Source organism: Nocardia sp. NPDC058666 (genome assembly GCF_042714895.1).
Classification (GTDB): Bacteria; Actinomycetota; Actinomycetes; order Mycobacteriales; family Mycobacteriaceae; genus Nocardia.
Genome location: NZ_JBHXRY010000002.1, coordinates 140,901 through 166,139, shown reverse-complemented (window position 1 = coordinate 166,139; position 25,239 = coordinate 140,901). Strand labels below are relative to the sequence as shown.

Below are 25,239 nucleotides of genomic sequence, written 5' to 3'. Positions count from 1 at the left end.
CGCCGTTGCGTCCGAGGCGCAGCCTCCAGCAACGGTGGCTAACTCGCGGCCCCTCAGGGGCCGCGCTCGAGCGCGCCAGCGCTCCAAAAACACAGCCCCAAACAATCTGGGACGACTCAAACCCCCGGGTACTCCATGTAAAACGGCTCCCACTGGTACCCATCCGGATCGACAAACGTCCGCCCGTGCATCCCCACCTGAGCCTCCTGCGCCTTCTTGTCGTCATTGACCACCTCGGTAGCCCCCGCCGCAACGGCAGCATCGGTCAGCACATCCACCTCCCCCGCACTCCCCAACGACAGCGCATAAGCCGCCCCGATCGAACCCCGCGTATCAGCGATCGGCCGCTTGCTGAACGTGGTGAAGAAGTCCTTGGTCAGCAGCATCAAGCAGATGTTGTCGTCGACCACGATGCAGGCCGCATTCTGATCGGTGAAGTCGTCGTTCACCTTCCACCCCAGCGCCTCGTAGAACCCCTTGGACCGGTCGAGGTCGGCGACGGGCAGGTTGATGAAGATCATCTTGTTGCTCATGGGAATCAGCCTTTCGGGGCGTGGTGTGCGGTCTCGTTCATGTAGACGCGGCGGCCGATCCGGATTCATCGCACCCACGCAAACTTCGCGAAATCCCGATAGTCCGCGCTGACCCCTGTTAGCTGTCGGACCCCTGTGGCATCGTGAATCTATGAGCGACGCCACAACCGCGACCACGGGCCCAGACCCCGCCGTACTCGCCGAATTCGAGACGCATCGGCGCGAGTTGTGCGCGTATGCCTACCGGATGCTCGGCTCCTCGTTCGAGGCCGAGGACGCGGTGCAGGAGACCTTCACCCGCGCCTGGCGCTCGTACGATTCCTTCGAGGGTCGCGCGAGTCTGCGGTCGTGGCTGTACAAGATCGCCACCAATATCTGTCTTGACATGCTCGACCGTCCACAAAGCCGCGCCAGACCGATGGATCTGAACGGTCCCGGCCGCCCGGATTCGCCGCTGCCGATGCCGCAGCCGGATTACGTGTGGATCGAGCCGATCCCGAACGCGCTTGCCTTCGGTGCCGATCCGGCCGACCACGCGTCTACCAAAGACACGCTGCGCCTTGCCTTTGTCGCGGCTTGCCAACATCTGCCCGCCACCCAACGCGCGATCCTGATCATGCGCGAAGTGCTGCGTTTCTCCGCGGGTGAGACCGCCGAGGCGTTGATGATGTCGCCTGCGTCGGTGAACAGCGCGCTGCAGCGGGCCAGGGCCACCATGTCGAAGGTGCAGCCGACTGTCGCGGACAGTTTCGACGAGACCGATCCCGATCAGGTCAAGCTGGTCGATGATTTCGTGAAGGCGTTCGAGGCGTACGACATGGACGCGCTCACGACGTTGCTGAAAGCCGATGTGGCACTGTCGATGCCGCCGTTCGATCTGTGGATCTCGGGCCCGGAGAACGTGGCCGCGTTCATGCTCAGCACGGGCAGCGCCTGCCGCAACTCGCGAATGGTGCCGGTGCAGGCCAACGGTTCGCCCGCCTTCGGGCATTACAAGCCCAGCGACGAACCCGGCGTGTGGGTGCCGTGGTCGATCACGGTGCTCGAGCTCGAGGGCGACACCATCGCCGGTCTGAACTTCTTCCTCGACACCCAGCGCCTGTTCCCGCTGTTCGGGCTCGAGCCGGAATGGCGCGAGCCCGTCTGACGGTTACAGCAGGCGGCGTTTGTACAGCTTGCCGTTGGGGTCGCGGGGCAGCTCCGCACGGTATTCCACCGTGCGGGGCAGCTTGTACTTCGCCAACTGCCCGGCGGCGAACTCGAGCAATTCGTCGGTGAACTCGTCGGCACCCTCGACCGGCTGCACGAACGCCTTCACCTGCTGACCCCAATCCGGGTCGGGCACACCGAGAACCGCCACGTCGGCGACCTTCGGATGACTCATCAGCACGCCCTCGATCTCGGCCGGATAGATGTTCACCCCACCGGACAGGATCAGGTCCGACCGCCGATCGCAGAGGAACAGGTAGCCGTCCTCGTCGAGGTAACCGATGTCGCCGACGGTGAACAGGTCACCGACGCGCGACTCCTCGGTCTTCTCCTTCGCATGGTGGTACTCGAAGCTGGAGGCCCCCATCCGCATGTAGACCAGACCTTCTTTGCCCGCGGGCAGTTCGGTCCCGTCGGCCTCGTCGAGCACCTTGATCACCGACCACGGCCACGCTTTACCCACCGAACCGGGCTTGTCCAGCCACTCGGTCCCGTTGATCACCGTGCCGCCACCTTCGGTCGCCGCGTAGTACTCGGTGACAACCGGACCCCACCATTCGAGCATCTGCCGTTTGGTCTGCGGCGGACACGGCGCGGCACCGTGCACCATGCTGCGCAACGACGACACGTCGTAGCGTGCACGCACCTCGGCAGGCAGCGCGAGCAGCCGATGGAACTGGGTCGGCACCATATGACTGTGCGTCACCCGATGCCGCTCGATCAGCGCCAACATGTCCTCGGCATCCCACCGATCCATCAGAACGAGCTTGTGCCCCAACTGAATCGAGATGGTCGAGAAGTTCAGCACGGCCGTGTGATAGAGCGGCGACCCGCAGATATGCACATGATCGTCATAGGGCGCCAACTCGAACAGGCTGAAGAACGCCTTGTTCGGCGCGGGCACGACATCGGGGTCCGCACCGGTGAGCGGACGACGAACTCCCTTGGGCCGCCCCGTAGTTCCCGAGGTATAGAGCATCGGCGCACCCACCGACCGCTCCGAAGGCCGACCGGTATCAGCGGCACCCAACCACGACACCGGCCGGAAGCCGGGCACCGCACCGACCGCGAACCGCGCGTCGGCAGGCAATCCGGCCAGGTCAGCCGCTTCGGCAGCGGTTCCGGCGAACCGCTCGCTGGCCAGGAACGCCGAAGCGTCACTGTCGCCGAGAATGTAGGCGATCTCCGGCGCGGTCAGATGCCAGTTCACCGCGACGATGTACAGCCCCGCCTGGTAGGCGGCGAAGTACGCGGCGATCGCCTCGACTCCGTTGTGCAGCATGCTGACAACGACATCGCCGGTCCGCAATCCGATGCCGCGTAGTCCGTTGGCGTAGCGGTTGGCCAGGGTCGCCAATTCGCGGTAGGTGATCTGTCTGCCGTCCGGGTCGATCACGGCGATCCGCTCGGGATCGGTCGCGGCGATATTCCAGAGTCCGAGGACTTCCGTTGTCTGCTGGCTCACCCCTCGAATTTAGAACGTGTTCTACGTGGCGACAAGGGGTTGGAGCCTACGCATTTGTTCGGCATCGGAGACCGAGATCAGCATCATCGTCACCCCCGCGTCCTCCCATTCCTTCAGCCGCGACCGCACGTGGGCTTCGTCGCCGAAGATCGCGGTGTCGGTGATGAGCTCGTCGGGCACCGCCGCGGCCGCCTCGGCCTTGCGCCCCGCCTGGAACAGCGCGCAGATCTGGTCGACCTCGCTGCCGTACCCCATCCGCCGGTACACCTGCGCGTGAAAGTTCAGCTCCGGCGCACCCATCCCGCCGATGTACAGCGCACTGATCCACCGCATCCGCTCGATCTCGGCCGCCGGATCGTCGGTGATCACCACCTGCGCGCTGGCCGCGATCTCGAAATCCGCGCGCGACCGACGAGCGCCCGGCCGCGCGAACCCCTCGTCGAGCCACTCGTTGTACATCCCCGCCAGCCGCGGCGCGTAGTAGATCGCCAGCCACCCGTCGGCGATCTCCGCGGTCTGCGCGATGTTCTTCGGACCCTCCGCACCCAGCCAGATCGGCAGATCAGCACGCAGGGGATGCACGATCGGCTTGAGCGATTTCCCGAGCCCGGTCGCGCCGGGACCGTCGTACGGAAGCACGTAATGCGTGCCGCGAGAGGTCACCGGAGCTTCCCGCGCGAGCACCTGACGCACGATGTCGACGTACTCCCGCGTGCGCTTGAGCGGCTGCGCGAACGGCTGCCCGTACCAACCCTCGACCACCTGCGGACCCGAGACACCGAGCCCCAGAATCGCCCGCCCGCCGCTGAGATGGTCCAGCGTGAGCGCGTGCATCGCGGTGGCCGCGGGCGTGCGCGCCGACATCTGCGCCACCGAGGTGCCAAGCCGCACCCGCGAGGTCGACGACCCCCACCAGGCCAGCGGCGCGAAGGCGTCGGACCCCCACGACTCGGCCGCGAACACCGCGTCGAAGCCCGATTCCTCCGCCGCGATCACCAGCTCGCCGACGCCGGCGGGGGGTTGCGCACCCCAGTATCCGAGTTGCAGTCCGAATTTCATGATCGGCGCCCTTTCGGCGAATCCTTGCGAGCAGAATAAGAACCTGTTCTACTCGATATCGTGACCCAGGGGAATACCGCAGTGGAAGTATTGAGTGCACCCCTGAGGGTGCGATTCGACTACACCAGGTCCGTCGGACCTATCATCGGCGCTTTTCTGACCGGATTGCGCGAACGCCGGATTTTCGGCGTGCGCGGCAGTGACGGTCGGGTGCTCGTGCCGCCACCCGAATACGATCCGCTGACCTGCGCGCCGCTGACCGACCTGGTCGAGGTCGCCGCGAGCGGGACCGTCCGGTCCTGGACGTGGGTGGCCGAACCGCTGCCCGGCCAGCCGTTCGACCGGCCGTTCGCGTGGGCGTTGATCCAACTCGACGGCGCCGACACGACGCTGCTGCACGCCCTGGACGTCGACAGTCCCGACCAGCTCAGCACCGGAATGCGCGTCAGCGCCCGCTGGGCCGACGAGCGCACCGGCCGCATCCAGGACATCGCCTGCTTCGAGCCGGGTGAAAGCACGAGCACCGCAGACTATTCCGAGCAGGCCCCGGTCACCATGCTGACCACCCCGGTCGCCTTGGACTACAAGCACACCGCTTCCCCGCAGGAGAGCGTGTACCTGCGCGGCCTGGCCGAGGGCAAGCTCATCGGCGGCCGTTCCGAAGAGGGCGGGCGCGTGTATTTCCCGCCGCGCGGCGCCAACCCCACCAACGGCCTGCCCACCAACGACCTGGTCGAACTGCCCGACAAGGGCACGGTGACCACCTTCTGCATCGTCAATGTGCCGTTCCTCGGGCAGCGGATCAAGCCGCCGTATGTGGCCGCCTACGTGCTGCTCGACGGCGCCGATATCCCGTTCCTGCACCTGATTCTCGGCTGCGAGGCCAGCGAGGTGCGGATGGGAATGCGGGTCGAGGCGGTCTGGAAACCCCGCGAGGAATGGGGTCACACGCTGGCCAATATCGACCACTTCCGGCCCACCGGGGAGCCCGACGCTTCCTACGAGTCCTACCAGCACCACCTCTAGAGAGGCGACGTTGACCACATCAGCATCGGCGGCACCCCCCGTGCCCGAGATCGCGGTGGTGGGGTTCGCCCACGCACCGCATGTGCCCGAAACCCACGGCACCACCAACGGCGTCGAGATGCTCGTGCCGTGCTTCCAGCAGTTGTACGCCGACCTCGGCATCACCAAGTCCGACATCGACTTCTGGTGCTCGGGTTCCTCGGATCACCTGGCGGGACGGGCGTTTTCGTTCATCTCCGCGATCGACGCGATCGGCGCCGTCCCGCCGATCAACGAGTCGCACGTGGAGATGGACGCCGCCTGGGCCCTGTACGAAGCGTGGGTGAAACTGCGTTCCGGGCAGGCTCAGACCGCGCTCGTGTACGGCTTCGGCAAGTCCTCGGCGGGCACTCTTCGCCAGGTCCTGACGCAGCAGCTCGACCCGTATCTGGTTGCGCCCCTCGGTGTCGACGCCGTCTCGCTCGCCGGACTACAAGCACGGGCCGGACTGGACTCGGGCCGGTGGTCCGAACAGGACATGGCGGCTGTCGCAGGCGGTGACCTCCAATCCCCTTATGTCGCAGATCCTTTCCGCGCACACGACATCGCGCCGATCACCGACGGTGCCGCCGCCATCGTCCTCGCCGTCGGCGACCGTGCCAGGGAACTGTGCGAACGCCCGGCGTGGATCACCGGCATCGCGCACAACATCGACGCCCAGGCACTCGGCGGCCGCGACCTGACCCGCTCCCCCTCCACCACCGCGGCAGCGAAGGCGGCGACCGGCGGCAACACCGCTTTCGACATCGCCGAACTGCACGCACCGTTCAGCCACCAGCAGCTGATCCTGGCCGAGGCGATCGGCCTGTCCGCGAGCACCGTGGTGAATCCGTCCGGCGGCGCGTTGGCCGCCAACCCGATGTTCTCGGCGGGCCTGGAACGCATCGGCCACGCCGCCGCCGCGATCATGTCGGGCGCCGCGAACCGCACTCTCGCCCATGCGACCAGCGGACCTGCGCTGCAACAGAATCTGGTCGCCGTTATGGAGGTCCAGTGAGCTTCCCCGCCGCCGTGCTCGGCACCGGCCAAACTCATCACGTGACAAAGCGGACCGACGTGTCCATGGCGGGCATGTGCCGCGAGGCGATCGATCGTGCGCTCGAAGATTCCGGGCTGACCATCGCCGATATCGACGCCGTGGTCGTGGGCAAGGCTCCCGACCTGTTCGAGGGCGTGATGATGCCCGAGCTGTACATGGCCGAGGCGTTGGGCGCGGCCGGGAAACCGCTGCTGCGCGTGCACACCGCCGGTTCGGTGGGCGGCTCGACCGGCATCGTCGCGGCCAACCTCGTGCAGGCGGGCGTGCACAAGCGCGTGCTGGCCATCGCGTGGGAGAAGCAGTCGGAGTCGAATGCCATGTGGGCGTTGTCGATTCCGGTGCCGTTCACCATGCCGGTCGGCGCGGGCGCGGGCGGCTACTTCGCGCCGCACGTGCGTTCCTACATTCGACGGTCCAACGCGCCTATGCACATCGGTGCACAGGTGGCTGTGAAAGACCGGCGCAACGGTGCGAAGAACCCGCTCGCGCACCTGCATCAGCCCGACATCACCCTCGAATCGGTGCTCGCGTCCCAAATGCTGTGGGACCCCATTCGTTTCGATGAAACCTGCCCGTCCTCCGATGGCGCTTGCGCGCTGGTGATCGGCGATGCCGAGGCCGCCGCGGTGGTCGAGGCCGAGGGCAAGAAGGTCGCGTGGATCCACGGCACCGCCATGCGGACCGAGCCCACCACCTTCTCCGGGCGTGACCAGGTCAATCCGCAGGCGGGCCGCGACGCCGCCGCGGCCTTGTGGAAAGCGGCCGGCATCACCGATCCGCTCGAGGAGATCGACGCCGCCGAGATCTACGTACCGTTCTCCTGGTTCGAACCGATGTGGCTGGAGAATCTCGGCTTCGCCGCCGAGGGCGACGGCTGGAAGCTCACCGACAAGGGCGAGACCGAGATCGGCGGCCGGATCCCGGTGAACCCGTCGGGTGGCGTGCTGTCGTCGAATCCGATCGGCGCTTCGGGGCTGATCCGGTTCGCCGAAGCGGCCAAGCAGGTGATGGGCCGGGCGGGTGCGTACCAGGTTCCTGACGCGCGCAAGGCGCTGGGGCACGCGTATGGCGGCGGCTCCCAATACTTTTCGATGTGGGTTGTAGGAAGCGAGCGTCCGGCATGAAGTTCACTCTCGGGATCGCACTGAGTCCGTTGGAACAGCTCACCGAGCTGGCCCGCACGGCCGAGGAATGCGGGTTCACCTCGATCGGCCTGCCCGACTCGCTGTTCTACATGAAGTCGCAGGCCGCGGACTACCCGTACACCCCCGACGGCAGCCGCTTCTGGGGCCCGGAGACCCCGTGGGTGGATCCGCTGATCGCCGCCGCGACCATGGCCGCGGTGACCACGAAGCTGCGGTTCTACACCAATGTGCTCAAGCTCGGCTCGCGCAATCCGCTGCTGCTGGCCCGCCAGGTCGGCTCGATCGCGAACCTTTCGGGCAACCGCTTCGGCTTCGGCGTCGGAATCGGCTGGGCGCCGGAAGAATTCGAGTGGTGCGGGGTGCCGTACGCGCGGCGCGGCGCTCGGGTCGACGAGATGATCGAGATCATCAAGCTCGTTCTCGACGGCGGCATGGTCGAATTCCATGGCGAGTTCTTCAATTTCGACGAACTGCAGATCAGCCCGGCACCCAGCGAACGGGTTCCGTTCTACATCGGCGGCCACACCGCCCCCGCCCTGCGCCGCGCGGCCCGCATCGGCGACGGCTGGACCTCGGCGATGATGAAGTTCGAACAGCTCGAAACCACCATCGCCACCCTGCGCGACCTGCGCACCGAATACGGCCGCGCCACAGATCCTTTCGAGATCCAGGCCGTGTGCATCGACCGCTTCGGCCGCAGCGGCTACCAGGATCTCGCCGACGCGGGCGTCACCGACACCATCGTGGTGCCGTGGCTGTCCGACGGCATCGGCTTCGACGGCGAACTCGCCGCCAAACAGGACTCCCTGCGCCGCTTCGCCGACAAGTACATCGCCGACCCCATCATCGCGAAGGTAGAAGCATGACCGCCGTCGAAAAGACCGCGCGCGCTGCGGGTCTGGCCTCGCAAGCCGCCGTGCGGGCCAAGGACCGTGCCGCGTGGGTCGCGCTGTTCGCCGAGGACGGGATCGTCGAAGATCCGGTCGGCCCTTCGGGTTTCGATCCCGAGGGCGTCGGCCATCGCGGGCACGAGGCGATCGGCGCGTTCTGGGACAAGGCCATCGCGATGACCGACTCCATCGAATTCCTTTTCGAGGATTCGTTCGAGTGCGGCAACGAGATCGCGTTCACGGGGCTGATCCGCACCACCCTGGCGGGTTACCTCGTCGACGCGGAAGGCGTGTTCACCTACAAGGTGAACGCCGACGGCAAGATCGCGGCTCTGCGCGCGTTCTGGGAGGTCGACCGCGCGGTCGCCACCACCCGTCCCGCCGCATCCTGACGCAATACGACAACAGCCCGGCACCTTTCGGTACCGGGCTGTTGTCGCGTGTGAATCAGTGTGCGACAGGGCAACCGGTCGGCTTGTAGTCCACGGGCAGCTCCTTGATCCCGTTGAGCCACCCCGAACGCAGACGCTTCGGATCACCGATCTGCGTGATGTCGGGCAGATGGTCAGCAATCGCGTTGAAGATCAGGTCGACCTCGAGCCGCGCGAGGTTCGCCCCGACGCAGAAGTGCGCGCCGGTGCCGCCGAAGGCCAGGTGCTGGTTGTCCTTGCGCAGGATGTCGAACTTCTCCGGCTCGTCGAACACCTCTTCGTCGAAGTTCGCCGACCGGTACAGCATCACCAGTCGCTGCCCCTTCTTGATCTGCACGCCGCCCAGCTCGGTGTCCTCGAGCGCGGTGCGCTGGAATGAGGTGATCGGTGACGCCCAGCGGATGATCTCGTCCACCGCGGTGGCCGGGCGTTCCTTCTTGAACAGCTCCCACTGGTCCGGGTTCTCCATGAACGCGATCATCCCGTGGCTGATGGCGTTGCGGGTGGTCTCGTTGCCCGCCACCGCCAGCAGGATGACGAAGAAGCCGAACTCCTCGGGGGTGAGCGCCTCACCGTCGACGTCGGCCTCGATCAGCGTGGTCACCAGATCGTCAGCCGGACAAGCCTTTCGGGCCTCCGCCATCTGATACGAGTAGCCCAGCAGCTCCATCGACGCGGCCACCGGATCGATATCGACGTTCTCGGGATCGTCGTAGCCGGTCATGTTGTTGGACCACTCGAAGACCTTCATCCGGTCCTCCTGCGGCACACCGATCAGCTCGGCGATCGCCTGCAGCGGCAGCTCACACGCCACCTGCGTGACGAAATCACCGGTGTTGGACTCCGCGGCGCGGCGCACGATGTCCTCCGCGCGCGACGACAGCTCCGCGCGCAGGCCGTTGACCGCGCGCGGGGTGAACCCCTTGGCGATGAGCTTGCGCAGCTTGGTGTGCTCCGGGGCGTCCTTGTTCAACAACACGAAGCGCTGCAGTTCGATCTGCTCGCGGGTGATGTCGTCGTTGAAGCGCGGGATCGCGGTGTTCTCGAAGGTGGAGAACACATCGCTGCGGCGCGACACCTCCTTGACGTCGGCGTGCTTGCTCACCACCCAGAAGCCGTCGTCATGGAAGCCACCGACCTCGGGCGGCTGCTCGTTCCACCAGATCGGGGCCGACCGCCGCAGTTCGGCGAACTCTTCCACCGGAACACGCTCGGCGTAGATGTCGGGGTCGGTAACGTCGAACCCCTGCGGGAGGTTCGGCCGTACATTGCTCGGATCTACCACCAGATGTCTCCTTCGACAAACTGAAACACGTTCTACAATCATTCAAGCACAGGGGTAGCCGCGACGGAAGAACCACGCGGTTTCACCCTGAGCCCAAGATCAGAACCTGTTGCAGTTATGAGGGAGATTCAGATGGGCACACCCGTGATCGTCGAGGCCGTTCGGACACCGATCGGCAAACGTCGAGGACAGCTCGCCGGCCTGCACGCGGCCGAGCTGCTCGGCTTGGCGCAACGCGGACTGCTCGACCGAGCAGGACTCGACCCCGCCGAGGTCGAGCAGGTGATCGGCGGCTGCGTCACCCAGGCCGGCGAGCAGTCCAACAACATCACCCGCGTCGCATGGCTGCACGCGGGCCTGCCCTGGCAGACCGGCGCGACCACCATCGACGCCCAGTGCGGTTCGGCGCAGCAGGCCAATCACCTGATCGCCGGATTGATCGCCACCGGGGCCATCGACGTCGGCATCGCCTGCGGCGTGGAGGCCATGAGCCGGGTGCCGCTGGGTGCCAATGTCGGCACCACCGCCGGTGCGCGGCGGCCCGCGTCGTGGTCGATCGACCTGCCCGATCAGTTCGGCGCGGCCGAGCGGATCGCCCGCAGGCGCGGCATCACCCGCTCCGATATCGACGAATTCGGCCTGCGCTCACAGCAATTGGCCGCACAGGCATGGGCCGAAGGTCGGTTCGACCGTGAGGTACTGACGGTCTCGGCTCCGGTTCTCGACAGTGAGGGCGTGGCCACCGGCGAGAAGATCGAGGTCAGCCGCGACCAGGGCCTGCGCGCGACCACCATCGAGGGCCTGGCCGCGCTGAAGCCGGTCATGGCCGACGGCATCCACACCGCGGGCACCTCCTCGCAGATCTCCGACGGTGCCGCCGCGGTGCTGCTGATGGACGAAACCGTCGCGCGCCGAAAGGGTTTGCGCCCGCGCGCGCGGATCCACACCCAGGTGCTCGTCGGCTCGGAGCCGGAGTTCCATCTGGACGGTCCGGTGCAGGCGTGCAGTCGTCTTCTCGAGCGCTCCGGAATGACGATCGACGATATCGATGTATTCGAGATCAACGAAGCATTCGCGTCTGTCGCACTTTCGTGGGCATCTGTACATCAGCCGGACATGCACCGGGTAAATGTCAATGGCGGTGCGATCGCAATCGGGCATCCTGTGGGATCGACCGGCTCCCGTTTGATCACAACCGCGTTACACGAGCTCGAACGCACTGGTCAGGGCACTGCGATGGTGCTGATGTGCGCCGGTGGAGCACTCGCGACAGGCACGATCATCGAACGCCTGTAGAGTGGGCTTCACCGAAACCGGGCGCCCAGGTTGAACATTCATCCCAGGGCGCCTGGAACGTGTCGTACGCCACAAAGTCACGGGGAGCAGGGGGATGATGAGATGTCAGCTATCTTTGAGCTACCATGCCTTCATGGCGGAAGAACCCCACGACGGGCACGAACCCGGACACGTCCACGCTCCACAAGAGCCGTTGGCGCGACCCGCAAACACGACCACCGCCGCCCCTGCACGCAGGTGAGCGTAGGAAATCGTCGAGAAATCCCGAATCAGGCGTAGGTTTTCAGTTACTGAGCCGCTAATATCAATGATACGTATCCGAGATAACGACTGTTAGTACAGTGAAGGGAATTGGGCGGCTCACAATGGCTGATTTCGCGGCGCGGCTGAACAAGCTGTTCGAAACCGTGCATCCCCCGGGGCGCAAGCCGCACACCAACGCAGAGGTTGCGGCTGCGCTAACTGCCTCCGGGCATCCGATCTCGAAGCCGTATCTCTCGCAGTTGCGGTCGGGACAACGAACAAATCCGTCCGATGAGACGGTGGCCGCCCTGGCGAAGTTCTTCAAGGTCAAGCCTGACTACTTCTTCAACGATATCTACGCGGCCAAGATCGATCACGACCTGGAACTGCTTGCGCAGCTGCAGGGTTACGGACTTCGTCGACTGTCGAGCAGGGCATTCGATCTGTCCGAAGAATCACAGAATCTGCTCACCTCCATGGCGGAGAAGCTGCGGGCCAGCGAAGGCTTGCCCGAAATTCCGCCGGACGGCACGGAATAGGGACCACGCGGTGGTCGGCCTGACGCACCTGATGGTGTCCTGGGTACGGCCGTAACAACGTCGGATACGCAGACAACGGGCCTGAGACGGTGGGAAACCACCAGCTCAGGCCCGTTTTCTGTGTCAGCGCGGTGTTGCGGCGTTCTGGGGTGCCGCACCTTCGGCGGCGGCGACCTTCTCGTACTCACTTGCCAACGCCAGCACCCAACCGCGCGGGCTCACACCGGTCGGGGGCGCGATCCAGCGCGCGTCGACGAACAAGTCCCCCAACGGATTTCGCGCCCACTCCGCCACCACCGCGGCCCGCTGCGGCACCGAGTTCGGCGGTTCACCCGCGGCCGGGATGACGATGCCGCTGCCCGACAGCAGGTACAGCGCGTCCATCACCTGCGCCATGTGATCGGAGGCCTTGAGCTGTGCCGAGGTGGCGTTCTGCTCGGGGGCGACCACCTCGGGGAACCGGCCGACCATGAGCTTGTGCAGCGGCTGGATCCGGCGCAGCAGCACCTTGGCCCGCCACCAGAGTTCGATCACGATCGACACCGCGCCCAACGCGATCAGCAGCGCGGCGATCTCCCACGCGACCCAACCCCACAGCGGTTCGGTCGGCGGAGTCGGCGCCGCACCTTGGAAGGCGCGACCGACATTGGCGACCGCGAGCACCGCGACCAGGGCGGTGCCGGTGATGTAGATGGCGATGCCCCGGCCCAGGATCGTCCAGTCCAGGTTGCGCAGACCGGTGATCACGATGAACACCGCGCCCAGCGCGACCACGATCCAGCCGAAGGTGAACGACCAGGCCAGGGTGAGCGCGATCGACACCGCGCCGATGCCGTAGACCACCATCGCGACCTGGCGCAGGTTACGCCGCGAGACCACCGGCCAGGCCGCAGAGGCGACCACCGAGGTGGCGGTGGTGAACAGGATCCAGGCGGAGATCACGATGCCGGTGGACAGCCATCCGCTGTGCACGCCGCCCTTCATCAGGTTGTCCACGGCCACGGCCATCTCCGGGATCGCGACGGTGACCGCGAGTGCCACGGCGGCGACCGCCACCACGATGGCCACGCGCGAGGTCGTGGCCGGCTTCACCAGCACCCGACCCACTCGGGCGCCCGCGGCGACCCAGACCAGCAGGGCTGTCAACCACAGTGTCATCCCAGGGCCTCATCGAATCGAAGGACCGAGACGCCTGCGCCTCGGTTGCTGAACACGCGCAGTCGGGTCATGAGCATGGCCGCGAAGGTCTCGGCCTCCCATTCGGCGAGGTCGTCGCCGCCGTCGTCGACGATCTGCGCGTGCGCGCGTTGGCTGAGCATGTAGGCGATGAGGTCGTCGCTGACCTCGAGGGTCGTCTCGACCGCGGGAGCGCCCTCGTGATCGAACACGATATGGCCCAGTTCGTGGGCCAGGGTGTGATCGCGGCTTGGCAGGGCGTCGGCGAGCACGATGATGTCGCGTTCGGGATAGAACCGGCGCTGACCGCACACGCCGGGGCCCAGGTTCGCGCTGGTGATCTCGATTTCGCGTTGCCGCTCCAGCGAGATGGCCTGCACCACCTCGTCGAGGCTGGTGGCATCGGAGTCCGCGGCCACCGCGCACACCGCGTCGACGGCAGCGGCCACGCGGCGATAGGACCGGGAGGTGGACTGGGTCTTGCTCTTACTCATCGAAGATCCCCTCACGACCTCGGGAAGAACTGCGCGCGTGCCGCGTTCACCCGTGCTTGGGCTGCGGCGGCACCTTGGAAACTCACTGCGCCCGAACCGGTTCCGGCCAGGGTCAGCGCGATCAGGCCGCCGATCACCGACAGGAGTTCGGGTTCGGGCAGACCGCTGTTGTCGCTGGTGGGTTTGAATTCGTGGTTCGGTTTGGCGGCCGGGGCCGGTGCTGCCGCTGCGGGGGGTGCGGCGGGTGCGGGTGCTTCTGCCGCAGGGGGTGCCGCCGCCGGAACCGGTGCTGCGACAGCGATATTCGGGACGCCGGGGATCGAGGGTGCGGCGGGGGCCGGGGGGATCGCGATCGACGGCAGGGCTGGTGCGGCGGGGGCCGAGGGGATGGGGATCAGGAGCAGAAGCAGGGGCGTGGCCGAACCTACTGCGGCTGAGCCGACGGCCGCGGAGCCTACTGCTGCTGAGCCTGCGCCTGCGGAGCCCACCGCTGCTGAGCCTGCGGCGGCGGAACCTACTGCGGCAGAACCTGTTCCGAGGACTGCGGAGCCTGCGCCGAGAGCAGCCGAGCCTGTGCCCGCTGCCGCAGAGCCGACTGCGGCCGAGCCGGTACCGAGGACTGCGGAGCCTGCGCCGAGAGCAGCCGAGCCCGTGCCCGCTGCGGCGGAACCTACGGCAGCCGAGCCCGTGCCCAGTACTGCGGCGGCTCCCGCTGAACCGGTGCCGAGCACGACGCCCAGGCCTGCGGAGCCGGTGCCCAGAGCCACGCCGAGGCCGGCCGAGCCGGTGCCGAGCAGTACTCCCAGGCCGGCCGAGCCGGTGCCGAGGACCACTCCCGCGGCTGCGGAGCCTGCGCCCGCCGCGGCGGAACCTGCGCCGGCGGAGCCGGAGAGCGGGCCCGCTACTTCCTTCTTGGGGATGTCAGCGGTGGACTGGCCGGGGATGGCGAGGGGGGTCCATTCGCCTTCGTCGGCGATGGGGGCTCCCTGCTCGGGGTCGGCCGGGTTCGGGGGGACGGCACCCTGGCCGTTGCCATTGCCCTGACCGGGCAGGGCGAGCTCACCGGGCAGCGGGGTGGGGGTGCTCTGCCCACCACCTGCGCTGCCGTTGTCCTGCCCACTGCTTCCGGTTCCCGGCGCCTGCGCTGCTGGTGTCGGCGGCTTTTCGGGGGCGGCCAACGCGACCGCGGGCCCTAATAGCGCACAACCGGCCAACACACTCGCAGCGGCAAATACGCGCAACATGCGACCAATGGCCATGCGCTAGATCATCCCCTTAGTTATTTCAGCGCAGAATTACCCCCGGTCGCGACACATTCCGGGATCGACGAACAGTAGCCCATAGTAAACCCAGTCCCCCAGCCCCGCAGAGTAGAGCTAGAGTCGTCCAGCCCCCTGGACGTGTGTGACTTGCCATAAGCGCTGGCCGGGGAGCGTTCCCCGGCCGCACATCGCGCCGTTGGCTATGCGCCGTAGACCGGCTCCGGCGCGACGCCGTTGGCGATCAATTCCTTGACCACCGGACCGAGCTCGGCCGGGTCCCAGCGAGCTCCGCGATCGACCGTAGCGCCATGCAGCCAGCCCTGCGCCAAGGCGACCTTTCCGCCTTCTACCTCGAACATCCGTCCCGTCACCCCGGCGGATTCGGCGCTACCGAGCCACACCACCAGCGGCGAGATGTTCTCCGGAGCCATCACGTCGAACCCCTCGTCGGGGGCGGCCATGGTGTCGGCGAACACGGTCTCGGTCATCCGGGTGCGGGCCGCGGGGGCGATGGCGTTCACGGTCACGCCGTATCTTGCGAATTCGGCGGAGGCGGTGAGTGTGAGTCCTGCGATGCCCGCTTTGGCCGCGCCGTAATTGCCCTGGCCGACGCTGCCCTGCAGGCCCGCGCCGGAGCTGGTGTTGATCACCCGAGCGTCGACCGGTCGGCCTGCTTTCGACTCCGCGCGCCAGTATTCGGCGGCGTGACGCATGGTGGCGAAGTGGCCTTTGAGGTGCACGCGGATCACGGCGTCCCATTCGTCTTCGCCGAGGTTGACCAGCATGCGGTCGCGGACGAAGCCGGCGTTGTTGACCAGGACATCCAGGCCGCCGAAGGTGTCGATGGCCTGGTGGACGAGGCGGCGCGCGCCTTCCCAGTCGGCGACGTCGTCGTAGTTGGCGACGGCCTGGCCGCCGGCGGCGACGATCTCGTCGACGACCTGCTGGGCGGGGGTTTCGGTGGTCTGGGCACCGTCCAGCGCTGTGCCGATGTCGTTGACCACGACGTTGGCGCCCGCGGCGGCGAAGGCGAGGGCGTGGGCGCGGCCGATTCCGCGGCCGGCGCCGGTGACGATGACGGTGCGGTTCGCGCAGATGGCCGGGTCAGTCATGGGTGGCTCCTGTGTTCATGGGTGCTGGGGGCTAGTTGTTCGTGTTCGCGGCGTCCAGGAAGGCGGGGCGTTCGCCGCCGCCGTGGACTACCAGGGCCGCGCCGCTGATGTGGGCGGCCAGGGGTGAGGCCAGGAAGAGGGCGGCGTTGCCTACGTCGGCGGGGGTGGCCAGGCGACCGAGGGGGACGGTTTTCGCGACGGCTGCCACTCCGTCGGCGTCGCCGTAGTGGAGGTGGCTGAGTTCGGTTTCCACCGGGCCGACTACCACCGAGTTCAGGCGGACTTTCGGAGCCCATTCGACGGCCAGGGACGCGACCAGGTTGTCCAGACCGGCTTTGGCCGCACCGTAGGCGGCGGTGCCGGGCGAGGGGCGGTGGCCGCTGACACTGGTGATCATCGCGATCGAACCGCCGGTGTCCTGCTTCTGCATCAGGGCATTGGCCTGTTGGGAAATCAACAGTGGCGCAAGCAGATTCAGTTCCACGATCTTGGCGTGGAACTTGGGGCTCGCGGCGTCGGCCATGGCGAAGGGGGCGCCGCCCGCATTGTTCACTACGTGGTCGATGCGGCCGTGCCTGGCGATGATCTCGGCGAACATCGCGGCCACCGCGTCGACATCGCGCACATCGCAGGTGAGGTGTTCAGTGCTGTTGTCCCCCACCGTGATCGGTTCATCGGCGGGTCTGCGCGCGCACGTCAGCACGGTCGCGCCCGCAGCGAGGAAGGCGCGGCTGATTCCTGCGCCGACGCCGCGCACACCGCCTGTCACCAGAACGATCTGGTCGGAAAGGTCGATTTCTACAGCCACCGTGTTAACCTACCAAGCAATTGCTTGCTTTGTCTCGGGTTCGCCGGGCGCGCACGATAGGAACCGCGATGGGGATAATCCGTCACACCGAAGCCGACGGGGTCGAGGTCGTCACTGTCGACTATCCGCCGGTCAACGCCCTGCCTTCGGACGGCTGGTTCGCGCTGGCCGAGGCCGTCACCGCGGCGGGACGCGACCAGTCCACCCGCGTGGTGGTGCTGCGCGCGGAGGGACGCGGCTTCAACGCCGGCGTCGACATCAAGGAAATGAACGCCGATGTCGGCCACACCGCGCTCATCCGCGCCAACCACGGCTGCTTCGCCGCGTTCGCCGCGGTGTACGACTGCGAGGTCCCGGTCGTCACCGCCGTGAACGGCTTCTGCCTCGGCGGCGGCATCGGCCTGGTCGGCAACTCCGATGTCATCGTCGCCTCCGACGACGCGACCTTCGGCCTGCCCGAGGTCGATCGTGGCGCGCTGGGTGCCGCCACCCACCTGGCGCGGCTGGTCCCCCAGCATCTGATGCGGACCATGTTCTACACCGCGGGCAAGCTCACCGCCCAGCAGCTGCACCACTTCGGTTCGGTGTACAAGGTGGTGCCGCGCGCCGAACTCGACGCTGCGGCAATGGAAGTCGCGAAGAACATCGCGGGCAAGGACGGTCGCGTGATCCGGGCCGCCAAGCGCGCCCTGAACGGCATCGACGTGCAGGACGTGCACCGCTCCTACCGCTACGAACAGGGCTTCACCATGGAGCTCAACCTCGCCGGTGTCGCCGACGAGATCAGGGCGCGCTTCGACGACGATCTCGCCGCGCAGAAGAAGGGGAACTGAAACATCATGCGCGACAAGACAATGACGCTGGACCAGTTGGTCGGCGAGCTGCGCAGCGGCATGACCATCGGCATCGGTGGCTGGGGTTCGCGGCGCAAGCCGATGGCGCTGGTGCGCGCGCTGCTGCGTTCCGACGTCACCGATCTGACCGTGGTCACCTACGGCGGGCCCGATCTGGGACTGCTGTGTTCGGCTGGCAAGGTGCGAAAGGCGTACTACGGCTTCGTTTCTCTGGATTCGGCGCCGTTCTACGACCCGTGGTTCGCGAAGGCGCGGACGTCCGGCGAGATCACCGTGCGGGAGATGGACGAGGGGATGGTGAAGTGCGGGCTGCAGGCGGCCGCGGCACGGCTGCCGTTCCTGCCGATCCGGGCCGGGCTCGGGTCGTCGGTGCTGGACTTCTGGGAGGGCGAGCTGAAGACCGTCACCTCGCCGTATCCGGCTGCGGACGGGCGGGTGGAGACCCTGGTCGCGATGCCCGCGCTGAACCTGGACGCGGCGTTCGTGCACCTGGATCTGGCCGATAAGCACGGCAACGCGGCGTACACGGGTGTGGATCCGTACTTCGACGACCTGTACTGCTTGGCCGCTGAGCGCAGGTATGTGTCGGTGGATCGTATCGTCGATACCGATAAGCTGGTGAAAGCTGTTCCGCAGCAGGCGATCATCCTCAACCGGATGCTCGTGGACGGTGTCGTCGAAGCCCCCGGCGGTGCGCACTTCACGTTCTCGGGCAGCTACGGGCGCGACGAGAAGTTCCAGAAGCACTACGTGGCGGCCGCCAAGACCCCCGAGTCGTGGGCCGAGTTCAAGGCCCGCTACCTCGACGTGTCCGAAGACGAATACCAGTCCGCCGTCGCTACTTTCGCGCAGGAGCAGAAGCTATGAACGCGGCATCGCAGAGCACTATCACTCGGGCCGAGGTCTGTGTCGTCGCGGCGGCGGAGATCTTCCGCGGGGCGGGCGAGATCATGGCCAGCCCGATGTCGACGATCACCACGATCGGCGCGCGACTGGCCCGGCTCACCTTCGAACCCGACCTGCTGCTGTCCGACGGTGAGGCACTGTTCTTCGCCGAAGTACCGGCTATCGGCGCGAAAGCACCTATGGAGGGCTGGATTCCGTTCTCGCGAGTGTTCGATGTAGTGGCTTCCGGCCGTCGCCATGTGGTGATGGGCGCGAATCAGATCGATCGGTTCGGCAACCAGAACCTGTCGGCCTTCGGTCCGCTGCAGCATCCTTCGCGGCAGATGTTCGGGGTGCGTGGCGCGCCGGGCAATACGATCAACCACGCGACCAGCTACTTCGTGCCCCGGCACAACAATCGGGTGTTCGTCGACAAGGTCGACATCATCTCCGGAATCGGTTACGACAGAATCGATCCCGACAACCCTGCCTACCGCTTCCATCACCTGCATCGGGTGGTCACCAACCTCGGGGTCTTCGACTTCAACGGGCCCGATCACACACTGCGTGCGCTCTCGCTGCATCCGGGTGTGAGCCCCGGCGAGGTCGCCGAGAACACTTCCTTCGAGGTGGCCGAGCTCGGCGAAGCAGGCGAGACCCGACTGCCCACCGAAGAAGAGCTGCAGATCATCCGAACCGTCCTGGACCCCAAGTCATTCCGCGACAAGGAGGTCACCGCATGAGCCCCTCCGCACGGCTGCGCACCCCCTTGACGGGGCTCGTCGGTATCGAGCACCCCATCGTGCAGACGGGAATGGGCTGGGTCGCCGGTCCACGCCTGGTCGCCGCCACGGCGAACGCGGGCGGCCTGGGCATTCTAGCCTCCGCGACCATGACGTTCGCCGAGCTCGAAGCGGCCGTCGCCAAGACCAAGTCGCTCACCGACAAGCCCTTCGGCGTGAACATCCGCGCCGACGCCACCGACGCCACCGAACGCATCGAGCTGCTCATCCGCGAAAACGTGCGGGTCGCGTCGTTCGCGTTGGCACCGAAGAAAGAGCTGATCGCCAGGCTCAAAGATGCTGGTGTCGTGGTCATTCCGTCCATCGGTGCGGCCAAGCACGCGGTGAAGGTCGCGTCCTGGGGTGCCGACGCGGTGATCGTGCAGGGCGGCGAAGGCGGCGGCCACACGGGCCCGGTCGCCACCACCCTGCTGCTGCCGTCGGTCCTGGACGCGGTCGATATCCCCGTGATCGCGGCCGGCGGCTTCTTCGACGGACGCGGCCTGGCCGCCGCGCTGTCGTACGGCGCGGCCGGCGTCGCGATGGGCACCCGCTTCCTGCTGACCCAGGAAAGCACCGTTCCCGAGGCCGTGAAGCAGGAGTACCTCGCGCGCGGATTGGGCGACACGATCGTTTCGGTCAAGGTCGACGGCATGCCGCACCGGATGCTGAACACCGAACTCGTTGACCGCCTGGAACATTCGGGTGGTTGGCGCGGTCTCTCAGCGGCAGTCGGCAATGCGGCCGAGTTCAAGTCCATGACCGGCATGAAGTGGTCCACGCTCGTGCGCGACGGCCTGTCCATGCGCAAGACCAAGGACCTCACCTGGTCACAGGTCGTGATGGCAGCCAACTCGGCGATGCTCACCAAGGCAGGCCTCGTCGAGGGTCGCACCGACGCGGGCGTGCTGCCCGCAGGCCAGGTCACCGGCATCATCGACTCCCTGCCGACGGTCGGCGAGCTGATCGATCAGATCGTCACCGACGCGCTCGCCCGCATCACGGCGATCAGCGCGTTGACCAGCGAGCCCGCAACCGAGGCTCACTGACCAACGGCTCGACGGACTGGAGCGGCCGTCGAGCCAGCCGGGGTGACCGGAGCGCCGGACCAGCCGCGATGCCCACAAGGGTGTCCACAGGTCCGGCGCTTTCCCAGCGACCAACAAGGCATCTGGGCATCGCCGCCAGCCGATTCAGCACGGGCGGAGACGAACTGGCTGGATCAGATACCCGTGCCCTTCGCCAGCATCGGCCACGATTCATGCAGTGCCGCTTGCCAGTACGTCCAGCGGTGGGTGCCGATCGGGAGGAACTGATAGGTCGCCGGGATACCGAGCGAGTCCAGCTTGTTCTTGAGGTTGTGCGAGCACAGATTCGTAACCCCCTCGATGATGGCACCGACAGAGAGGTTGAAGGCGCTGGTCACGCTGACGCCGTCCTGCGTGTAGTACTGCACGTCTTCTGGGGTCGGAAGGCCGCTACCGCTCGAGATATAGAGATTCGTGCCCCGTAGCTTCTCCGCGTGGATGACCGGATCGTTGGCTACCCAGGCGGGATCGTTGTCCGGGCCGTACATGTTCACGGTGCTGCCGCCCGCCCAGGTCTCGACAGAGAACTTGATGGCCTGTCTACCGGTCGGATCGGAGGTCTGCGCGCAGCCACTATAAGCCGCGACAGACCTGAACAAACCCGGCTTCGCCTCTGCGAGTTGCAGGACCGAGGTTCCGGAAGTAGAGAAGCCTGCCAGCGAGTTCAGGCCGGTCGAGCCGAGAGTCGCGTCGAGAATCGGGGGCAGCTCCTCGGTGAAGAAGGTCTTCCACTTGTTCAGACCGAGGCGTGGGTCCTCCCGGTACCAATCGGTGTAGTAGCTACCCCGTCCGCCGATGGGAAGAATGACATTGACCTGCTTGTCCGCGAGGAAGGTCAGCGCGTCCGACGAGCCTTGCCAGCTCGCCATGCCTTCACCGGCGTCGAGGCCGCTGACCAGGTACGCGTTCCCTGCGGGTTTGGACTCGTCGACGGGGCGCTGCACATCGACCGTGACATCCTTCTTCATCGCCGCCGAGTACACCTTCAAATGCCAGGTGCGTCCATCCTTGACGATCGACGAGAGGGCGGATGCCTTCTCAGGTTCGGCCGTCGCGGCACCACCGAGTGCGGTTAACGCCACGGCCGCTGCTATAGCCGTCCCCATAGTCCGATTGCGTAGCACAGAGAGCTTCATCGAGAAGTCGTTCCAGTCCACGGGCCACAGCTGGCACCGTCATCGCATTTGGTCCCCACCCATCCACACTGACGCGCAGCGCGGGTGCGGCTATCAGATCATCCAACAGCTATGTCCGCGTTGGCGATCCGTTCGTTACCAGCGCGCGCTGGGCCGACGCGAGCCCCACGGCGCGCCTGGTCCGGCACTATTCACTGTTATCGCGGTGTCACGCTGACGCGGTTGTCGTGGAATACCGCCCCGCCGCCGAAGTCTGAGTCTCGTTCGGCGACAGTGGCATTCACGGTGGCGCCGCCGGTGAACTTGGCCCAACGTCCCTTGGTGGTCCCCGCGACGCCGGGCCGCACCCGGTCCGAGACCTCGGCGACCGCCTCGAACGAGCCTCGATCGTTGGAGACGACTACCGCGGCACCGTCGGCGATACCGCGTGCGGCGGCATCGTCGGGGTGCAGGGTGATCGTGGATTCGCCCGCACGACGGCGCAATTCGGGGTTCGAGCCGAAGACGGTGTTCAGGAAGTAGTGCGAGGCGGCGGAGATCAGGACCAGTCCGTCGCCGGGATCTGCGGGGGGCGTGTAGTTCGGTAGCGGGTCATGGCCCGCCAGTTCTGCACTGGCGGAATAGAACTGGAGTTTCCCTGCCGGCACGGGACCCGCTTGGACCTTCAGGAAGCCGTCGGCGCGGAGTCGCTCGAGGTCGTGGCCTTTGAGTAGTTGCTTCGCCAGCTCTTCATCGGAGTCGTAAAGGGCGGGCTCGGTCAGGCCGAGGCGACGCGAGAGTCGACGGAAAGTCTCTGTGGTGGACAGGCATTCGCCGGGCGGCTCGACGGCCGGTTCGTTCCAGATCAGGTAGAGGTGGCCATAGCCCGCGATCACGTCGAGATGCTCAGGCTGCATCGTGGCCGGCAGGACGATGTCGGCATAGTCGACGGTGTCGGTGCCGAAATGGTCCAGGACCACGGTGAACAGATCTTCGCGCGACAGTCCTTCGATCACCCGACGCTGGTCGGGATTGGAGCCGACCGGGTTCGCGGCGATGACGAACAACGCCTTGACCGGCGGATCATCGGTTTCGAGCAGCGCTTCGCCGAGCCTGGTCATCGACAACGTCCGCACCGGGTGCGGCAGCAGATCATTGCGTTCCAGCGCGGCCTCATCGAGCCGGAAATGCCCACTCGTCGAATAGTGCAGTCCCCCACCGGGAATCGCCCAGTCACCGGTCACGCCGGGCAGACAGCCCAGCACCCGCAACGCCATCCCGCCGCCCGCGTGGCGCTGCATTCCCTGCGACGCGCGAATCGCGGTGGGCCGGGTGCGAGCGATCCGCTCACCGAGCGAGACGATCTGCTCCACCCGCAAGCCGGTGATCTCGGCAACGCGTTCGGGAGTGAATTCCTCGATCCTGTCCCGGAATTCGGGCCAACCCTCGGTGTGCTCGGCGATGAATTCCTTGTCCTCCGCGCCCAGCGAAACCACCACATGCAACAGACCGAGCGCCAGTGCCGCATCGGTACCGGGCAGCGGCGCGAGGTGTTCGTCGCAACGCTCGGAGGTCTTGGTGCGAACGGGGTCGATGGAAACCAGGTACGCACCACTGTCCTGAATGAACTTCCACAGGTGGTGGCCCGAAGTCATCGGGTTGGTGCCCCACAGCAGGATCAGTTTCGACTTCGCGAAATCCTCGGGGTCCATCCCGCCGGGCGTGCCGAGGGTGTACCGCAGCCCGGTCCCGCCCGCGACCGAGCAGATGGTCGCCGCGTGATGCGAGGCGCCGAGCAGGTTGAACATCCGGCGACCCGGATACCCTTCCAGCCCTTGGATATACCCCAGACTGCCGGTCCCGTGGAACGGCCAGATCGCCTCGCCACCGAACTCGTCGACGATCCCGGTCACGCGGGTGGCGATCTCGTCGAGTGCTTCGTCCCAGCTGATCCGCTCGAACTGCCCCGACCCCTTCGGCCCGACCCGACGCATCGGGTACCGCAGCCGGTCGGGCGCACCCACCTGTTCGAGGAACCGATTCACCTTCACGCACAGCGCACCGCGGGTGACCGGGTGTTCCTTGTTCCCGCGCAGCCCCGTGGCGACGCCGTCCTCGACGGTCACCACCCACGAGCACGCGTCGGGACAGTCGAGCGGGCATGCGCCGAGCACCTTCACCTGACTCATCGTAGGCACCCGGTCCAGCGCACGCACCGGCATATTCACGCACTTCGGCTCGTTTCAGTCAGAATTCTGATCGAAACGGCGCGAAGTGCGTGATTACGCCGGTCACTTACGCGTCGAGGCGCTCGATGATCGTCACGTTCGCCGTCCCGCCACCCTCACAGATGGTGAGCAGCCCGTACCGGCCGTTCACCCGCTCGAGCTCGTGCAGCAGCGTCGCGAACAGTTTCGTGCCGGTCGCGCCCAGCGGGTGACCCAGCGCGATCGCGCCACCGTTGACGTTCACCTTCGCCGGATCCGCGCCGATCTCCTTGATCCAGGCCAGCACCACCGGCGCGAACGCCTCGTTGATCTCGATGACGTCGATATCGTCGATGGTCAGGCCCGTCTTCTCGAGCGCCCACTGGGTCGCCGGGATCGGGGCGCTGAGCATGAAGATCGGGTCCGCGCCACGGGCACTGACGTGGTGGATCCGGGCACGCGGAGTCAGGCCGTACTCCTGCACCGCCCATTCCGACGCGAGCAGCGTGGCACTGGCGCCGTCGGAAATCTGGCTCGCGACCGCGGCGGTGAGCGGGCTGCCCTCGCTCAACGGCTGCAGCGTCGCCATCTTCTCGAGGCTGGTTTCGCGCGGCCCCTGGTCGACGAGGAAGTCCCCGACCGGCACGATCTCCGCCTCGAAACGCCCTTCCGCGATGGCGGCACGCGCGCGTTCGTGGCTGCGCAGTGCCCACTGCTCCATGTCCAGGCGGGTGATGCCCCACTTCTCGGCGATCAGTTCGGCGCCGCGGAACTGCGAGACCTCGCCGGTGCCGTACCGCTGATCCCAGCCGGTCGCGCCCACGAACGGGGACTCGAAGCCGTACTCCTTGCCCGCGAGCATCGCCGCGGAGATCGGGATGGCGCTCATGTTCTGCACGCCCGCCGCCACGATCACCTCGGCGGTGCCGCTCATGATGGCCTGCGCGCCGAAGTTCACCGCCTGCTGGCTGGACCCGCACTGACGGTCGACGGTGACGCCGGGGACCTCTTCGGGATATCCCGCGGTCAGCCACATGGTGCGGCCGATATTTCCGGCCTGCGGGCCGATGTTGTCGACACAACCGACGATCACATCGTCGACCACGGCCGGGTCGATGCCGGTGCGCTCGATCAGGCCGCGCAGGGCGGCGGCGCCGAGGTCGGCGGGGTGCACGCCGGCGAGGGCGCCGTTGCGCTTGCCGACCGCGGTACGGACCGCGTCGATGACGAAGACATCGCGCATCGGGGTGTAGGGCA

The 25,239-nt window shown here is 66.7% G+C and carries 24 protein-coding genes; 12 read left to right on the top strand and 12 right to left on the bottom strand.

The genetic code is table 11. The features are described 5' to 3' along the window. Positions 1–116: 116 nt before the first annotated feature. Entirely contained in the window at positions 117–533 is a 417-nt protein-coding gene (locus ACFWVD_RS07355) for a VOC family protein (RefSeq protein WP_379241155.1), read from the bottom strand. A 151-nt stretch (positions 534–684) separates the two neighbouring features. On the opposite strand from ACFWVD_RS07355, the gene ACFWVD_RS07350 reads away from it, so the two are divergent. Continuing rightward, on the top strand, positions 685–1,680 hold the full coding sequence (locus ACFWVD_RS07350; protein WP_379241154.1) for a sigma-70 family RNA polymerase sigma factor: 996 nt from the start codon (positions 685–687) through the stop codon (positions 1,678–1,680). A 3-nt stretch (positions 1,681–1,683) separates the two neighbouring features. Here the strand turns inward: ACFWVD_RS07350 and ACFWVD_RS07345 are convergent, their stop codons facing one another. Together ACFWVD_RS07345 and ACFWVD_RS07340 are read right to left on the bottom strand one after the other, a co-directional pair. Then, a complete protein-coding gene (locus ACFWVD_RS07345) occupies positions 1,684–3,207 on the bottom strand; it encodes an acyl-CoA synthetase (protein ID WP_379241153.1) in 1,524 nt (507 codons plus the stop codon). 21 nt (positions 3,208–3,228) lie between these two features. Then, a complete protein-coding gene (locus ACFWVD_RS07340) occupies positions 3,229–4,266 on the bottom strand; it encodes an LLM class F420-dependent oxidoreductase (protein WP_379241151.1) in 1,038 nt (345 codons plus the stop codon). A gap of 60 nt (positions 4,267–4,326) precedes the next feature. Here ACFWVD_RS07340 and ACFWVD_RS07335 point away from each other — a divergent pair, with 60 nt between their 5' ends. Genes ACFWVD_RS07335 through ACFWVD_RS07315 form a run of 5 tightly spaced genes read left to right on the top strand, consistent with a single transcriptional unit; the run spans position 4,327 to position 8,797 of the window. Further along, entirely contained in the window at positions 4,327–5,292 is a 966-nt protein-coding gene (locus ACFWVD_RS07335; protein ID WP_379241150.1) for a Zn-ribbon domain-containing OB-fold protein, read from the top strand. Between the two features lie 40 nt (positions 5,293–5,332). Further along, positions 5,333–6,328 (top strand): thiolase domain-containing protein, encoded by a 996-nt coding sequence (locus tag ACFWVD_RS07330; RefSeq protein ID WP_379241547.1) that lies wholly within the window; start codon positions 5,333–5,335, stop codon positions 6,326–6,328. Then, the gene (locus tag ACFWVD_RS07325) at positions 6,325–7,494 is read left to right on the top strand and encodes a thiolase domain-containing protein (protein ID WP_379241149.1); all 1,170 of its coding nucleotides are present in this window, start codon (positions 6,325–6,327) and stop codon (positions 7,492–7,494) included. Before ACFWVD_RS07330 ends, ACFWVD_RS07325 begins: the two co-directional genes overlap by 4 nt. After that, positions 7,491–8,381: a TIGR03619 family F420-dependent LLM class oxidoreductase gene (locus ACFWVD_RS07320; RefSeq protein WP_379241147.1), complete on the top strand. Its 891-nt coding sequence runs from the start codon at positions 7,491–7,493 to the stop codon at positions 8,379–8,381. Before ACFWVD_RS07325 ends, ACFWVD_RS07320 begins: the two co-directional genes overlap by 4 nt. Then, complete coding sequence (locus ACFWVD_RS07315; protein ID WP_379241146.1) at positions 8,378–8,797, top strand: nuclear transport factor 2 family protein; 420 nt, start codon at positions 8,378–8,380, stop codon at positions 8,795–8,797. The genes ACFWVD_RS07320 and ACFWVD_RS07315 overlap by 4 nt, the downstream gene beginning before the upstream one ends. A 55-nt stretch (positions 8,798–8,852) precedes the next feature. On the opposite strand, the gene ACFWVD_RS07310 is transcribed toward ACFWVD_RS07315, so the two are convergent. Next, positions 8,853–10,163: a cytochrome P450 gene (locus ACFWVD_RS07310; protein WP_379241145.1), complete on the bottom strand. Its 1,311-nt coding sequence runs from the start codon at positions 10,161–10,163 to the stop codon at positions 8,853–8,855. Positions 10,164–10,253: 90 nt separating this feature from the next. On the opposite strand from ACFWVD_RS07310, the gene ACFWVD_RS07305 reads away from it, so the two are divergent. Next, positions 10,254–11,417, top strand: coding sequence for a steroid 3-ketoacyl-CoA thiolase (locus tag ACFWVD_RS07305; RefSeq protein ID WP_379241144.1), 1,164 nt, complete (start codon positions 10,254–10,256; stop codon positions 11,415–11,417). Positions 11,418–11,782: 365 nt separating this feature from the next. Then, positions 11,783–12,199, top strand: a complete 417-nt coding sequence (locus ACFWVD_RS07300) for a helix-turn-helix domain-containing protein (protein ID WP_019044759.1) — start codon at positions 11,783–11,785, stop codon at positions 12,197–12,199. A 123-nt stretch (positions 12,200–12,322) separates the two neighbouring features. Here ACFWVD_RS07300 and ACFWVD_RS07295 read toward each other — a convergent pair whose 3' ends face one another. The 5 genes from ACFWVD_RS07295 to ACFWVD_RS07275 form a co-directional block, all read right to left on the bottom strand. After that, entirely contained in the window at positions 12,323–13,357 is a 1,035-nt protein-coding gene (locus ACFWVD_RS07295; RefSeq protein ID WP_379241143.1) for a hypothetical protein, read from the bottom strand. Continuing rightward, positions 13,354–13,869 (bottom strand): ImmA/IrrE family metallo-endopeptidase, encoded by a 516-nt coding sequence (locus ACFWVD_RS07290; protein WP_379241142.1) that lies wholly within the window; start codon positions 13,867–13,869, stop codon positions 13,354–13,356. The genes ACFWVD_RS07295 and ACFWVD_RS07290 overlap by 4 nt, the downstream gene beginning before the upstream one ends. Positions 13,870–13,880: 11 nt before the next feature. Further along, the gene (locus ACFWVD_RS07285; RefSeq protein ID WP_379241141.1) at positions 13,881–15,128 is read right to left on the bottom strand and encodes a hypothetical protein; all 1,248 of its coding nucleotides are present in this window, start codon (positions 15,126–15,128) and stop codon (positions 13,881–13,883) included. Between the two features lie 203 nt (positions 15,129–15,331). After that, complete coding sequence (locus tag ACFWVD_RS07280) at positions 15,332–16,243, bottom strand: SDR family oxidoreductase (protein WP_379241140.1); 912 nt, start codon at positions 16,241–16,243, stop codon at positions 15,332–15,334. Between the two features lie 31 nt (positions 16,244–16,274). Further along, the gene (locus ACFWVD_RS07275; protein ID WP_379241139.1) at positions 16,275–17,051 is read right to left on the bottom strand and encodes an SDR family oxidoreductase; all 777 of its coding nucleotides are present in this window, start codon (positions 17,049–17,051) and stop codon (positions 16,275–16,277) included. Positions 17,052–17,119: 68 nt separating this feature from the next. Between ACFWVD_RS07275 and ACFWVD_RS07270 the strand changes: the two genes are divergently transcribed. Genes ACFWVD_RS07270 through ACFWVD_RS07255 form a run of 4 tightly spaced genes read left to right on the top strand, consistent with a single transcriptional unit; the run spans position 17,120 to position 20,621 of the window. Next, complete coding sequence (locus tag ACFWVD_RS07270) at positions 17,120–17,884, top strand: enoyl-CoA hydratase family protein (protein ID WP_379241138.1); 765 nt, start codon at positions 17,120–17,122, stop codon at positions 17,882–17,884. 6 nt (positions 17,885–17,890) lie between these two features. Then, positions 17,891–18,772 carry a CoA transferase subunit A gene (locus ACFWVD_RS07265; RefSeq protein ID WP_379241137.1) on the top strand — a complete coding sequence of 294 codons (882 nt, stop codon included), beginning with the start codon at positions 17,891–17,893 and terminating at the stop codon, positions 18,770–18,772. Continuing rightward, on the top strand, positions 18,769–19,533 hold the full coding sequence (locus ACFWVD_RS07260; RefSeq protein WP_379241136.1) for a CoA-transferase subunit beta: 765 nt from the start codon (positions 18,769–18,771) through the stop codon (positions 19,531–19,533). Before ACFWVD_RS07265 ends, ACFWVD_RS07260 begins: the two co-directional genes overlap by 4 nt. Further along, positions 19,530–20,621, top strand: coding sequence for an NAD(P)H-dependent flavin oxidoreductase (locus ACFWVD_RS07255; RefSeq protein WP_379241135.1), 1,092 nt, complete (start codon positions 19,530–19,532; stop codon positions 20,619–20,621). The genes ACFWVD_RS07260 and ACFWVD_RS07255 overlap by 4 nt, the downstream gene beginning before the upstream one ends. Positions 20,622–20,794: 173 nt before the next feature. On the opposite strand, the gene ACFWVD_RS07250 is transcribed toward ACFWVD_RS07255, so the two are convergent. The 3 genes from ACFWVD_RS07250 to ACFWVD_RS07240 all read right to left on the bottom strand — a co-directional run bounded on the left by ACFWVD_RS07250 (position 20,795) and on the right by ACFWVD_RS07240 (position 25,225). After that, entirely contained in the window at positions 20,795–21,796 is a 1,002-nt protein-coding gene (locus tag ACFWVD_RS07250) for an alpha/beta hydrolase (protein WP_379241546.1), read from the bottom strand. Positions 21,797–21,993: 197 nt separating this feature from the next. Next, positions 21,994–23,964, bottom strand: a complete 1,971-nt coding sequence (locus tag ACFWVD_RS07245; RefSeq protein WP_379241134.1) for a molybdopterin-dependent oxidoreductase — start codon at positions 23,962–23,964, stop codon at positions 21,994–21,996. 106 nt (positions 23,965–24,070) lie between these two features. Next, complete coding sequence (locus tag ACFWVD_RS07240; RefSeq protein ID WP_379241545.1) at positions 24,071–25,225, bottom strand: acetyl-CoA C-acetyltransferase; 1,155 nt, start codon at positions 25,223–25,225, stop codon at positions 24,071–24,073. Between the last annotated feature and the right edge of the window lie 14 nt (positions 25,226–25,239).

Coding starts and splice junctions, on each gene's coding strand:
- ACFWVD_RS07355 (WP_379241155.1), bottom strand. CDS start 533: ATGAGCAACAAGATGATCTTCATCAACCTGCCCGTCGCCGACCTCGAC.
- ACFWVD_RS07350 (WP_379241154.1), top strand. CDS start 685: ATGAGCGACGCCACAACCGCGACCACGGGCCCAGACCCCGCCGTACTC.
- ACFWVD_RS07340 (WP_379241151.1), bottom strand. CDS start 4,266: ATGAAATTCGGACTGCAACTCGGATACTGGGGTGCGCAACCCCCCGCC.
- ACFWVD_RS07320 (WP_379241147.1), top strand. CDS start 7,491: ATGAAGTTCACTCTCGGGATCGCACTGAGTCCGTTGGAACAGCTCACC.
- ACFWVD_RS07315 (WP_379241146.1), top strand. CDS start 8,378: ATGACCGCCGTCGAAAAGACCGCGCGCGCTGCGGGTCTGGCCTCGCAA.
- ACFWVD_RS07310 (WP_379241145.1), bottom strand. CDS start 10,163: ATGATTGTAGAACGTGTTTCAGTTTGTCGAAGGAGACATCTGGTGGTA.
- ACFWVD_RS07305 (WP_379241144.1), top strand. CDS start 10,254: ATGGGCACACCCGTGATCGTCGAGGCCGTTCGGACACCGATCGGCAAA.
- ACFWVD_RS07300 (WP_019044759.1), top strand. CDS start 11,783: ATGGCTGATTTCGCGGCGCGGCTGAACAAGCTGTTCGAAACCGTGCAT.
- ACFWVD_RS07295 (WP_379241143.1), bottom strand. CDS start 13,357: ATGACACTGTGGTTGACAGCCCTGCTGGTCTGGGTCGCCGCGGGCGCC.
- ACFWVD_RS07290 (WP_379241142.1), bottom strand. CDS start 13,869: ATGAGTAAGAGCAAGACCCAGTCCACCTCCCGGTCCTATCGCCGCGTG.
- ACFWVD_RS07285 (WP_379241141.1), bottom strand. CDS start 15,128: ATGGCCATTGGTCGCATGTTGCGCGTATTTGCCGCTGCGAGTGTGTTG.
- ACFWVD_RS07280 (WP_379241140.1), bottom strand. CDS start 16,243: ATGACTGACCCGGCCATCTGCGCGAACCGCACCGTCATCGTCACCGGC.
- ACFWVD_RS07270 (WP_379241138.1), top strand. CDS start 17,120: ATGGGGATAATCCGTCACACCGAAGCCGACGGGGTCGAGGTCGTCACT.
- ACFWVD_RS07265 (WP_379241137.1), top strand. CDS start 17,891: ATGCGCGACAAGACAATGACGCTGGACCAGTTGGTCGGCGAGCTGCGC.
- ACFWVD_RS07260 (WP_379241136.1), top strand. CDS start 18,769: ATGAACGCGGCATCGCAGAGCACTATCACTCGGGCCGAGGTCTGTGTC.
- ACFWVD_RS07255 (WP_379241135.1), top strand. CDS start 19,530: ATGAGCCCCTCCGCACGGCTGCGCACCCCCTTGACGGGGCTCGTCGGT.
- ACFWVD_RS07250 (WP_379241546.1), bottom strand. CDS start 21,796: ATGAAGCTCTCTGTGCTACGCAATCGGACTATGGGGACGGCTATAGCA.
- ACFWVD_RS07245 (WP_379241134.1), bottom strand. CDS start 23,964: ATGAGTCAGGTGAAGGTGCTCGGCGCATGCCCGCTCGACTGTCCCGAC.
- ACFWVD_RS07240 (WP_379241545.1), bottom strand. CDS start 25,225: ATGCGCGATGTCTTCGTCATCGACGCGGTCCGTACCGCGGTCGGCAAG.